Origin of the sequence: Novosphingobium sp. YAF33 (assembly GCF_052113265.1) — a bacterium.
Classification (GTDB): Bacteria; Pseudomonadota; Alphaproteobacteria; order Sphingomonadales; family Sphingomonadaceae; genus Novosphingobium.
Window position 1 is genome coordinate 552,628 of sequence record NZ_JBFRCW010000002.1, and the last position, 11,998, is coordinate 564,625.

Consider the following 11,998-nt stretch of genomic DNA (forward strand, 5'->3'; position numbering starts at 1 on the left):
TTATTTTTGGCGCCCGAAAAATGTTGCCGGGACTTTGCTGTTGGCGGGACTTAGCTGTTGGCGGGGCAAACCGGCAAGCCGGAAACGCCCGGATCGAAGGCAAAAACGTTGCCTGCAAACGGCTGTTGTTCCAGTTCGGCGGGGGACAGGCCCTTGCGTGCCGTGGTGGCATAGGCAGTGCGCAGGTCCGGGCCTCCGAACGCGATCTTGGTGATGTTGGCGACCGGGAATTTCACGGTGGCCATCAGCTTGCCCGCGGGGTCGTAGCGCCGCACGCCCCACCCGCCGAACAGGCCGGTCCAGAGGCAGCCCTCGGCATCGATCACGCAGCCGTCGGGCCAGCCTGCGCCGTCCTCGATGGTGACGAACGGTTCGGCCTGGCCAAGCGCGCCGTCTTCATTGACGGCGACGCGCCAGATCGTCTTGCCCAGCGTATCGGTGTGCCAGAGCGTGCGCCCGTCCGCACTGATCGCAGGGCCGTTGGTGATGACCACCTCGGGCAGGCCGGCATGGACGCAGTGCCCCCGGTCGAGCCGGTAGAGCGCGCCCGAATCCTCGGTCTCCGCGTCATGCATCGACCCCAGCCAGATGCGCCCGGCCGGATCGGTGGCGGCATCGTTGAGCCGGTTGTCCGGGCGGCTCGGCTCGGGATCGTGGAGCAGCGTGAAGGCGCCGGTGTCCGGGCTGAAACGGTGCAGCCCGGTCTTGACCCCGGCGATCATGTCGCCCCGCTCCGTCGGCAGCGCCCAGCCGATCTGGTCGGGCGCATGCCACATGTCGAGCATGCCGGTGGCGGGATCGTGCCGGTAGAGCCGGTGTTCCTTGATATCGACGAACCACAGGCGGTCGCCGGTCCAGACCGGCCCCTCGCCCAGCGTGGCGCCGATGGAGAGGACGGATTCCGGCGTCACGTCAGCGCCACCCGGCATCGACGAAGTAGTCGTGCCCGGTGCACATGGCGCCGTCGTCCGAGGCCAGGAACAGGCAGAGCGCGGCGACGTCGGCAGGCTGGATGCGCGCCTTCAGGCACTGCGCGGCCATGATCTCGGCCTCGCCCTCGGGCGTGTACCACTGCTTCTGGCGCGGGGTATCGACATTGCCCGGCACGATCGTGTTGACGCGGATATTGTCCGCGCCCAGATCGCGCGCCATGGCGCGGGTCATGCCTTCCACGGCCGCCTTGGCGGTCTGGTAAAGCACCAGGTCGGGCAGACCGAGGTGCCAGCTGATCGAACCGAAGTTCAGGATCACGCCGCCGCCTTGCGCCTTCATGCCCGGAACCACCGCCTGCGCCGCGAAGAACTGGTGGCGCAGATTGGTGGCCATGCGCTCGTCCCAATAGGCGGGCGTCACATCGTCGATCGTGTGGCGATCGTCGTTGGCGGCATTGTTGAGCAGCACGTCCACGCCGCCCAGCAGGCCCGAAAGCTCGGCCAGGGTGGCGGCGGTCGCTTCAAGGTCGCGCAAGTCACAAGTGCGGAAATGCGTGCCCGGCAGCGAGGCGGAGAGCGCCTCGCCGGCCGCCGCGTTGATGTCCACGAAGGCGACCTGCGCGCCCTGGGCCACGAAAGCCTCGACAAGGCCCGCACCGATGCCGGTGCCGCCGCCCGTGATGACCACGCGCTTGCCCTTGAGGCTGGGATAGATGGCGGAATGGTTGGTCATGGATGTGATCTTCAAGCCTTGAGAAGCCCGCGCGCGAGCAGGTTGGCGTAGAGCGCCGCAATGCCGCTGCGCCAGGGCGCGGCATCGCGCGAGGTGACGACGCGGTTCTGGAGCTGGCCCAGCTTGTCGCTCTCGATGGTGACGACGTCGCCGACCTTGTGGGTGAAGCCGCGGCCTTCCTCGTCGCGGTCCTGCACGGGCGCGAAGAGCGTGCCGAGGAACAGCACGAAGCCGTCCGGGTACTGGTGTTCGCTCAGGGTCTGGCGCACGAGGTCCAGCGGATCGCGGCTGATTTCCGCCATGTTGCTGGTGCCGCGCAGCACGAACTGGTCCTCGCCGGTGATCGAGAGGCGCACTTCGGCGACGCGCACGTCATCGATGGTGAAGCTCTCGTCGAAAATGCGGACGAGCGGGCCGAGCGAGCAGGAGGCGTTGTTGTCCTTGGCCTTGCCCAGCAGCAGGGCCGAGCGGCCCTCGAAATCGCGCAAGTTGACGTCGTTGCCCAGCGTGGCGCCCACGGCCTGGCCGTCGCTGCCGACCAGCAGGGCGATCTCGGGCTCGGGGTTGTTCCAGCTGGAGTCCGAACGCACGCCGATCTCGGCGCCGACGCCCATGGTGGAGAGCACCGGCGACTTGGTGAAGACTTCGGCATCGGGACCGATGGCGACTTCGAGGTACTGCGACCAGAGGCCGTCCTCGATCAGCGCGGCCTTCAATTGCGCGGCGCTTTCCGAACCGGGCACGACCGAGCGGATCTGGCCGCCGATGCGCGATTCCAGACGCTCGCGAATGGCGGCGGCAGCGCTCCAGTCACCGCGCGCGCGTTCTTCGATCACGCGCTCGATGGCGGAAGTGGCGAAAGTGACGCCGCAGGCCTTCACGCACTGGAGGTCGACCGGGGAGAGCAGGTTCACCGCCTCTGCGTCGAACGCGCCGAGGTTCTTGCCGCCCTGACCGGAGAAATCGCCGGCCTCGACCAGCGCCGATACGGTGGGGGCCACGGCGGACATGTCGATCAGTTCGCCGCGAACGACGAGGATCGGGCTCGGCCCTTCGCCGAAATCGGCACGGCCCAGGAAGGTACCGGCAGTCCAGTCGGCAGGCATCAACGACATGCAGTATCGGGATTCGTCACGATTTCCCCCTCCCATGTTTCTTACAGTGATAGCGCTACCAATTGGCAGATCGGCAGGCGTTGTCAAGACCGATTGCGCGCGGGGCCGGGTGCGCCGAAGCCGCCCTGGGCCCGGCGGTGCGGGGGCAGGCTGCATCCTCGGGCCGGGCTCGGGCGTTCAACCGTTCTGGAACGCTGATGCGAGGATGGTGCGACGTGACGGAAATTCGCTCTGGAGCCGGGATCCTGGCCACGCCGCCGCCCGACGAACCTTTCGCCAACGAGCACGATCAGGCGACATGGCTGGAGGCGGCGCGGCGCATCGCCGCCATTGCCGAGGCCGATCTCTCGGACCAGCCCGGCTGGATGACGCTGCGCGGCAGCGGCGAGCGCTTCTTCGTGCCGCGCGACACCCTGCTGGTGCCAGAGGCGCACGCCTTGGGCATTACTCGCGACTCGCAGTTCTTCGGCGGCGCCGTGCCCGCCCGCTTCGTGGCCACCAAGGCGATCAGTCATGGGCTGGTCTCTCCCGATGCCCGCGCGCCGGAAGGCTGGTGCGCGGCGCTCGCGGCCAGCCTGGGAGGCGCGGTGCTGCGCGGCTATACCGCCTTCGCCGTTGAAGATGCCCGCCGCGCCGGGCGCCTGATGCTGCCAGAGGGCGCGGTGCGGCTCAAGGAAGTGGAGGCCACCAGCGGGCAGGGCCAGACGGTCGTGTCCACCCCGGCGGAACTGGACGCGGCACTGGCGGAAATCGATCCGGCGCGGCTGGAAAGCGACGGACTGGTGATCGAGGAGAACCTGGCCGAAGTCGAGACCTTCAGCGTCGGCGTGGTGGCGCTGCCCGGTGGCTCGCTCGCCTATTGGGGCATGCAGCGGCTGACACGCAACAATACCGGGGACGTCGCCTATGGCGGATCGCAGCTCCATGTGGTGCGGGGCGGGTTCGCGGAACTGGGCCGCGAACTTCTCCGCCACGACCGGGCCGAGGCCGTGGCCAAGGCCCATGCCTACGACGAGGCCGTGTTCGCGGCCTATCCCGGCCTCTTCGCCTCGCGCCGCAATTACGACGTCGCCGAAGGGCGGGCCGCCGACGGCACCACCCGCATCGGCGTGCTGGAGCAAAGCTGGCGGATCGGCGGCGCGACCGGCGCGGAAATCGCCGCTTTCGAATATCTGCAGGCCCATCCCGAACGCGCCGGGGTGACGTGTGCCACCGTCGAGATCTACGGAGCGGTCGACGCCGCCCCGCCCGGCGCGGCGGTATACTATAGCGGCGTGGACCCGGTGGCCGGTCCGCTGACCAAATACGCCGAAATCCTCGACTGATCCCGCTGAACGGCCCTACCCAACGAGGGGGTGCCCAACGAATGGTGAACGCATGAAATCCGCCCGTCCCGTCACCCTGACCGTCGCCGACGAAACCATCGACGGCACGGTCCTCACCCCGGCCAAGCTCACCCCCGGGGTGCTGTTCATCCACGGCTGGGGCGGCTGCCAGGAGCAGGATCTGGTCCGCGCCGAGGAGATCGCCCAGCTCGGCTGCATCTGCTTCACCTTCGACTTGCGCGGCCATGCCCGCCACGACGACCAGCGGGACAGCGTCACCCGTTCGGACGGCCTGGCCGACGTGCTGGCCGCCTACGATTTCCTGGCCCGGCAGGAGGGGATCGACGCGTCCGCCATCGCCGTGGTCGGCACCAGCTATGGCGGCTACCTCGCCACCCTGCTCACCGCCGAGCGGCCGGTGTCCTGGCTGGCGCTGCGGGTGCCCGCGCTCTACCCGGACAGCCACTGGGACGTGCCCAAGGCCCTGCTCGACCGCGCCGAGATCGACCGTTACCGCAGCCATTTCCGCACCGGCCATCAGGACCGCGCCCTCGCCGCCTGCGAGCGCTTCGCCGGCGACGTGCTGATCGTGGAATCGGAATTCGACGACTACGTCCCGCACCCGGCGATCAGCTCCTACATGGCGGCGTTCCGCAACAGCCGCTCGCTGAGCTACCGCGTGCTAAAGGGCGCAGACCATGCGCTGAAGGACGAGAGCCAGCGCAAGGGCTACAACAACCTGCTGATCGCCTGGATCGAGGAAATGGTGCGCGGCGTGCGGCGTCCGACATGACCTGACCAACATGGATCAAGCGCCGCCGCATCTGGCCCGGCCCGCCGAACGGTACGTCGCACACCGCCCTGCCCCTGAAACCGCAGGCTGCCTGCCACGTTGGCTCAGGACGGACGGGACATGACAAGACGAGGAGCGAGCCGATGGCCGACATCGAGGAAATGATCCATGAAGACGCCCTGCCCGGCCATGAGAGCCAGCTCGAACCCAAGCCCGAGTGGCAGCCCCGCTATCCCGGTTCGGACCGGCTGAAAGACAAAGTGGCCGTCGTCACCGGCGCTGACAGCGGCATCGGCCGCGCGGTGGCCGCGCTCTTTGCGCGCGAGGGCGCGAACGTGGCGATCGTCTACCTGCTGGAGGACGACGATGCGGCCGAAACCAAGCGGATCGTCGAGGCGGAGGGCCGCCGCGCCATCACCATCCGTGCCGACGTGGGCTCTCCCGATGCCTGCGAACTGGCGATCCGCCAGACGGTCGAGACCTTCGGCCGGATCGACGTCCTGGTGAACAATGCGGGCGAGCAGCACCCCGACAAGGACATCACCGACATTTCCGAAGACCAGCTTCGCCGCACGTTCCAGACCAACATCTTCGGCATGTTCTTCATGACCCAGGCCGCCCGGCCGCATCTGGAACCCGGTGCCAGCATCATCAACTGCACCAGCGTGACGATGTACAAGGGCAGCAAGGAACTGCTCGACTACAGCGCCACCAAGGGCGCGATCACGGCCTTCACCCGCTCCCTGTCAGAAAACCTCGTGGCCGAGGGCATTCGCGTCAACGCCGTGGCGCCCGGCCCGATCTGGACCCCGCTCAACCCCTGCGGCGGCGCCAGCCCGGAAAAGGTCGAGCATTTCGGCGAGGATACGCCCATGGGCCGCCCCGGCCAGCCCAATGAAGTGGCGCCCTCGTTCCTGTTCCTGGCCTGCGAGGATGCCAGCTACATGAGCGGGCAGGTGCTGCACCCCAATGGCGGGATCATCGTCGGCAGTTGAGGTCGGCAGGAAGGAGCGCGGATGCGGCCCGCCCTCCTTCCGCCCCTGCCGGGCGCCGCTAGAACGCGATGTCGAAAGTGAACCGCCGGTCCTCCAGCGCGCGCGTTACCGTCCAACCTTGCGCGGTTTCGCGCAGCGCATAGCTGCCCCGCGCGAAAAGCTCGGGATCGGCCTTGCGCTCTGCCAGCAGTTGCCGGGTGAGAGCGAGCTTGCGCGCGGAAAGGCCGTCCCAGGTTCCGCCATCACCGCCGCCTTCCCAGTCTATCGCACGGCGATTGTCGGGATCGGTGAGCGCCACCGCGGTCCACTCGGTGCCCTGATAGATGTCGGGAATACCCGGCGCCGTCAGCTGGAATGCCGCCTGAGCCAGAATCGCGCCCTCCCGCGCCGCACGATAGGCGGGTTCGGCGGCCTCGGGCCAGTAGGCGGGGTTCTCCAGATCCCGCAGCAACGCGGTGCAGAGCGCGGCGGTGCGGCTTTCGGCGTCTTCGTCAGGCGCTTCGTGACGGGAGAGGTCCTTGGCCTCGCGCACGGCCTTGGCCATGTGATCGGTGATGCGGCGCTCGGCATCGGGCACCCCGCGCATGGCCAGCGCCGTCTGCACCGCATAGATGCCCCAGACGTCCGGCAGTCCGGCCTGCGCCGCCCGGCTTCGCGCGTCCTCGTAGAAGGTACGCGCAAGATCGGGAAATCGGGCCAGGGCGATGACAGCCGCGCGCGCATCGGCGGAGCGCTTGGTGTCGTGCGTGGAAAGGGCATCGAGAGCCAGCGGCGTCCGTTCGGCACGGGCCTGCATGCGCCGGGCGAACGTAGCGGTGCCGATCGGTGCGAGGTCCGGTTCTCCGCCCACTTCGCAGAACGGCAGGTAGGATACGGCGCGGAAGAACACCGTGTCTTCCTCCGACTTGGCCGTGAGCGCGCCGGTCAGCTGCTCGAACCGGGCCGCGAAGTTGCGGGCGGCATCGCTGCCGTTCGCCGCGCCCAGCAAGTCCAGCAGAGGCCCGGTCAGATCGTCCCGCAGCGCCTCCAGCGCCGGATCGAGCGGCAGGCCGTCAGCGCTGTAGGAGCGGTAGACCGGCCAGGCGAGCGCCAGGCCCGCCACGGCCCCGGCCAGCCTGGAGCCCTGGCTGCGCGGCGCGGCAAGGGCGCTCATCGCCGCCTCGGTGACGCGGCGCAGTTCGGGCGAGAGCGCGCCGGACAGCAATTCGCTGCGGACGGCGCGCACTTCGGCCAGAGTATCGGGCGGCACGGCGCCCGCGGCCGCCTCGCGCATGGCGGACAGGCCGGGAGCGGAGGTGAGGAGCTGCGTCACCGGCGCCATGAATTCGTAGCCGCTCATGCCCTCTATCGGCCAGGCAGCGGGGATTTCCTCGTGCTCCTTGACGATCTTCTCCACCCAGACGGGCACGCTGCCCACGGCATCGCGCAGGCGGCGCAGATAGCCGCCGGGGCGGGCCAGCCCGTCTATATGGTCGACCCGCAGGCCCTGGATGCGCCCGGCGCGTACTTGCTCGGTGATCCAGCGGTGCGTGAGGCTGAACACCCCGGCATCCTCCTGAAGCACGCCGATCAGGCTGGTGATGTTGAAGAACCGGCGGTGGATGATCGCCTCGGCCGTCTCGCGCCAGTCTCCCACCGACCACCACTGCTCCGAGAGCAGGGCCGCCAGGGTCGGCGCATCCAGGCCGCCTTCCTCGACCAGGCGCCGGGCCAGCGGCGTCTCGCGCAAGGGATAGGGCTGGCCGTAGATCGCCAGCGCCGGGTCCTGCACGGTGCCCGTCACGGCGATCTCGCCGGCATCGAGAACGTCCTCGACCATGCCGTCCAGCACCGGGAAGTGCAGCGGGCCCTTGTCCCAGTCGATGTCGAACACCCGCGCGAACTGGCTGCCCCGGCCGTGGCGCATGATGTCGGCGATCCAGGGGTTTTCCGGCGTGAAGGCCATGTGGTTGGGTACGATGTCCAGCACCACGCCGATGCCCGCCGCGCGCGCGGCGTCGCAAAGCGCCACGAAGGCCGCCTCGCCGCCGAGCACGGGATCCACGGCATTGGGATCGATCACGTCGTAGCCGTGGGTAGAGCCCGAGGCCGCCCGGAACAGCGGCGAGAGGTAGAGGTGGCTCACGCCCAGCTCCACCAGCCACGGCAGCAGGGCGCGCGCCTGCTCCAACCCCACGCCGCCGCGCAGCTGCAGGCGGTAGGTGGCGATCCATGCGGGCGGGAAGCTCATGTATGTCGATCCGGAAGAAGAGCGGCGGAAAAGGCGAAGGGGCTGTCAGGGCCGGTCAGCACCAGCAGGGGATCGCCGTGCGGCGTGAACGGTGCATCACCCAGGCAGGCACGCAGCGAGAGATGTGCCTCGCCGAAGTTCCAGACGGCTTCGATCGCCGCGCCCTCGCGCCGGACGGCGGCGATGGGCGCCGGGTTCGCCGCCAGCAGCGGCATCACATGAGCGCGGCGCAGGGAGAGCAGTTCGCCCAGGAACCGTTCGTGCTCCCGCTGCTCCTGGCGCCGCGGACGGCCGATCCGGGAAGCCGCGAAAGTCTCGGGAGAGATCGGGTCGGGCACTTCGCCGCCGAACGCCTTGAACTGCGCGAATTCCGCGGCACGGCCCTTGCGCACGGCTTCGGCAAGGTCGCCGGTGAAGTCCGCGAAGAACAGGAAAGGCGCATCGGTCAGGAACTCGTCGCCCATGAAGATCATCGGCACGAAGGGCGCCAGCATGGTCAGCGCACTCGCCACGCGCAGCGCCGTGCGGTCCGCCACCAGTTGGTGCAGCCGCTCGCCCCGCGCGCGGTTGCCGACCTGGTCGTGATTGCCCAGGAAGTTCACGAAAGCCGTGCGCGGCAGCGCGCCGGAAGGCTCTCCGCGCGGCGCCTTGGCGGCCGGGCGCTGCTGGCCCTGTTCGACATAGCCGTCACGCAGCGCCGTCTCGATATCGGCCAGCGGATCGACCGCGAAAGGCGCGTAATAGGCCTCGTCCTCGCCGGTCAGCAGGCAATGGACGGCATGGTGCCAGTCGTCGTTCCAGGTCGCGTCGAAAGGTGCGTCCGGCGCGAAATAGCGCGCCAGGTTGCGCTCGTCCTCGGTAACGAGGTGGATCGGCCGCCCCCAGTCCGCGGCGCGCACCCGCTCTCCCAGTTCGTCCAGGACGTGCCGGTCGGAATGGTCCTCGATGGCATGGACCGCATCGAGCCGCAGCCCGTCGAGCCGATATTCGGTCAGCCAGTAGAGCGCGTTCTCCAGGAAATAGTCGCGCACCGCCGGGGTCTCATAGGCAATGCCCTGCCCCCAGGGCGAGCTGCGCTCGGCATGGAAGAACGAGGGGCACCAGGCTGACAGGTAATTCCCCGAGGGGCCGAGGTGGTTGTAGACCACGTCCAGCAGCACGCCCATGCCCAGCCCATGCGCCGCATCCACGAAGCGCCGGAAATCGTCGGGCGATCCATAGGCATTGTGCGGTGCATAAGGCAGCACCCCATCGTAGCCCCAGCCGTGCCGCCCGTCGAACTGTGCCACCGGCAGCAGTTCCACCAGGGTCACGCCCAGATCGCGCAGGCGCGGCAGCGCTTTGGCGGCGGCGGCGAAAGTGCCTTCCTCGGTGAACGTGCCCAGATGCAGTTCGTAGACCGCCGCTTCGCTCCACGGCAGGCCGTCCCAGTCGTTCTGCCAGTCGAATTCCTGCGGATCGACCAGCAGCGAGGGCCCATGCACATCGCCTTCCTGCGCCCGCGCCGCCGGGTCGGGATAAGCCGTGCCGTCGACATGGAAGCGATAGCTTTCGCCCGGCGCCGCGGCGGCCTCTATGCTCCACCAGCCGTCCGCCTCATTCTCCAGCGGGATCAGGCCCGCCGCCAGCGCCACCGAGACGCCTTGCGCATCGGGCGCCCAGAGGCTGAAGCACCAGCGGCCGTCGTGAAGCGGCTCCGCGCCCCAGGACTTCGCGAAACGGGCCGAAGCCGGCAGCGGCATGGCGGTCACTCYGGCGCGAAGACGCAGACGCTATGGGCGGGAACGATGGCGGCCTCGCCTTCCACCGGCTCGGGCTCGAACGCATCGGGCCGCGCGGTATCGAGCACGCGCTGCCACCTGGCGATGCCATTGTGGTCCGGCAGGGTGAACGTCACCTCGTCGCCCGCATTGAGCACGATGAACAGCGGCCGCTCACCTTCCACGAAGGCTTCCTGCGCCGAATAGGTCAGGAAGAAGCCCAGGACGCGCAGTTCCGCCTGCTCCCACAGCTCGGCGTCCATCTCGCGGCCGTCGGGCTGGTGCCAGGCGATCTCGACGCGGCCGTCCTCGGCCGGCTCGCCGTTCAGGAAATTGTCCTGCGACAGCACGGGATGGTCGCGGCGGAAGCCCACCATGCGGGCCGTGAACGCCAGCAGCGCGTCGTCCTTGCCCGCCCAGTCGATCCAGGCGGTCTCGTTGTCCTGGCAGTAGACGTTGTTGTTGCCGTTCTGGCTGTTGCCGAACTCGTCCCCGGCCAGGATCATCGGCACGCCCTGGCTCAGCAGCAGGGTCGCCAGCATGGCGCGGCGGCGCGCGGCGCGCGCGGCGTTGATGCCCTCGTCCTCGGTCGGCCCTTCGGCGCCCATGTCATCGGACAGGTTGTTGTCGTGGCCGTCCGCCCCACCCTCGCCGTTCGCCTCGTTGTGGCGATCGTTGTAGGAAACGGTGTCCAGCAACGTGAACCCGTCATGCGCGGCCAGGAAGTTGACCGAGGAGGTCGCCCCGCGATCGGAGTGGTTGAACTGTTCGGGCGAGCCGATCAGGTGGTTGGCAAGATCGCCCACCAGCGCCGGATCGCCGCGCCAGAACCCGCGCGCGGTGTCGCGGAACTTGTCGTTCCATTCGCGGAACGGATAAGGGAAGCCGCCGACCTGGTAGCCGCCGCTGCCCACGTCCCACGGCTCGGCGATCAGCTTGACGCCCGAGAGGATGGGGTCCTGCCGGATCGCGTCGAAGAAGCCGCCTTCGCGGTCGAAGCCCAGGGCCTCGCGCCCCAGCGTGGAGGCCAGGTCGAAGCGGAAACCATCGACGTGCATGGCCTGCACCCAGTAGCGCAGCGAATCGAGCACCATGCGGATGACCATCGGATTGGCCACGCTCAGCGTATTGCCGGTGCCGGTCTGGTCGAAGCTGTAGCGCGGGTTTTCGGGCGAGAGGGCGTAGTAGCTGGCGTTGTCCAGCCCGCGGAAGCAGAGCGTGGGTCCGCGCTCCGAACCTTCGGCGGTGTGGTTATAGACCACGTCCATGATGACTTCGATGCCGACCTGGTGGAAGCGCTTCACCATGGCCTTGAACTGGCGGATCGCCACGGAACCGCCACCGGGCTTGCCGCGGATCGGGCCGAGATAGCGCGGCTCGGGCGCGAAGTAGCCCAGCGTCTGGTAGCCCCAGTAGTTCGACAGGCCCTTGTCCAGCAGGATGCGGTCGTCGAGGAAGAACTGGCAGGGCAGCAGTTCGATCGCCGAAACGCCCAGCTCCTGCAGGTGGTCGAGGATCGGCGCGCTGACCATGCCGGCATAAGTGCCGCGCAGTTCCTCCGGCACGTCCGGGTGGCTCATGGTCAGGCCGCGGACATGCGCCTCGTAGACCAGCGTTTCGCCCCAGGGGCGGCGGATCGAATTGTCGCCCTCCCAGTCAAAGTCAGGATCCTGCACCACGCCCTTGACCATGAACGGCGCGGAATCGCGGCCGTCGAACGTCAGGTCGTCCCCGGTCGAGAGGTCGTAGCCCCAGAGCGCATCGTCCCATTGCAGGCTGCCGGCAATCTCGCGCGCATAAGGATCGAGCAGCAGCTTGTTGGGATTGAAGCGGTGGCCCTGCTCCGGCTCGTAGCGCCCGTGGGCGCGGTAGCCGTAAAGCTGGCCGGGCTTCACGTCCGGAAGGTAGCCCGAGAAGATCGAGCCTTCCCGGCTGGGCATTTCCAGCCGGGCGACTTCCTCTTCGCCATCCTCGGAGAAGAGGCAAAGCTCCATGGCTTCGGCGTTCTCCGAGAAGATCGCGAAATGCGTGCCTTCCCCGGTGAAATCCGCGCCCAGTTCGTGCTGCTGCCGCTCCGGCTTGGCGAAGGCGAAAGGCGTCTCGGCGGACATGGAA

General features: G+C 68.5%; 9 protein-coding genes. 3 read left to right on the plus strand and 6 right to left on the minus strand.

Going from position 1 to position 11,998, the window contains the following annotated elements; all coding sequences use genetic code 11:
- Positions 1-50: 50 nt before the first annotated feature.
- Genes AB4Z00_RS06565 through AB4Z00_RS06575 form a run of 3 tightly spaced genes read right to left on the minus strand, consistent with a single transcriptional unit; the run spans position 51 to position 2,780 of the window.
- Positions 51-929: an SMP-30/gluconolactonase/LRE family protein gene (locus AB4Z00_RS06565; protein ID WP_442045382.1), complete on the minus strand. Its 879-nt coding sequence runs from the start codon at positions 927-929 to the stop codon at positions 51-53.
- Positions 913-1,665: an SDR family NAD(P)-dependent oxidoreductase gene (locus tag AB4Z00_RS06570; protein WP_442045383.1), complete on the minus strand. Its 753-nt coding sequence runs from the start codon at positions 1,663-1,665 to the stop codon at positions 913-915. Before AB4Z00_RS06570 ends, AB4Z00_RS06565 begins: the two co-directional genes overlap by 17 nt.
- Before the next feature lie 11 nt (positions 1,666-1,676).
- A complete protein-coding gene (locus AB4Z00_RS06575) occupies positions 1,677-2,780 on the minus strand; it encodes a fumarylacetoacetate hydrolase family protein (protein ID WP_442045384.1) in 1,104 nt (367 codons plus the stop codon).
- Positions 2,781-2,995: 215 nt separating this feature from the next.
- Here AB4Z00_RS06575 and AB4Z00_RS06580 point away from each other — a divergent pair, with 215 nt between their 5' ends.
- The 3 genes from AB4Z00_RS06580 to AB4Z00_RS06590 all read left to right on the plus strand — a co-directional run bounded on the left by AB4Z00_RS06580 (position 2,996) and on the right by AB4Z00_RS06590 (position 5,893).
- Positions 2,996-4,105 (plus strand): DUF3182 family protein, encoded by a 1,110-nt coding sequence (locus tag AB4Z00_RS06580; RefSeq protein WP_442045385.1) that lies wholly within the window; start codon positions 2,996-2,998, stop codon positions 4,103-4,105.
- Positions 4,106-4,157: 52 nt separating this feature from the next.
- Positions 4,158-4,898 (plus strand): alpha/beta hydrolase family protein, encoded by a 741-nt coding sequence (locus AB4Z00_RS06585; RefSeq protein WP_134093355.1) that lies wholly within the window; start codon positions 4,158-4,160, stop codon positions 4,896-4,898.
- Between the two features lie 143 nt (positions 4,899-5,041).
- On the plus strand, positions 5,042-5,893 hold the full coding sequence (locus AB4Z00_RS06590; RefSeq protein WP_132267664.1) for an SDR family oxidoreductase: 852 nt from the start codon (positions 5,042-5,044) through the stop codon (positions 5,891-5,893).
- Positions 5,894-5,951: 58 nt separating this feature from the next.
- Here AB4Z00_RS06590 and treY read toward each other — a convergent pair whose 3' ends face one another.
- Genes treY through glgX form a run of 3 tightly spaced genes read right to left on the minus strand, consistent with a single transcriptional unit; the run spans position 5,952 to position 11,994 of the window.
- Positions 5,952-8,123: a malto-oligosyltrehalose synthase gene (gene treY, locus AB4Z00_RS06595; RefSeq protein WP_442045386.1), complete on the minus strand. Its 2,172-nt coding sequence runs from the start codon at positions 8,121-8,123 to the stop codon at positions 5,952-5,954.
- Positions 8,120-9,865 (minus strand): malto-oligosyltrehalose trehalohydrolase, encoded by a 1,746-nt coding sequence (treZ, locus tag AB4Z00_RS06600; protein ID WP_442045387.1) that lies wholly within the window; start codon positions 9,863-9,865, stop codon positions 8,120-8,122. The genes treY and treZ overlap by 4 nt, the downstream gene beginning before the upstream one ends.
- 5 nt (positions 9,866-9,870) lie before the next feature.
- The gene (glgX, locus tag AB4Z00_RS06605; RefSeq protein WP_442045388.1) at positions 9,871-11,994 is read right to left on the minus strand and encodes a glycogen debranching protein GlgX; all 2,124 of its coding nucleotides are present in this window, start codon (positions 11,992-11,994) and stop codon (positions 9,871-9,873) included.
- Positions 11,995-11,998: the final 4 nt, after the last annotated feature.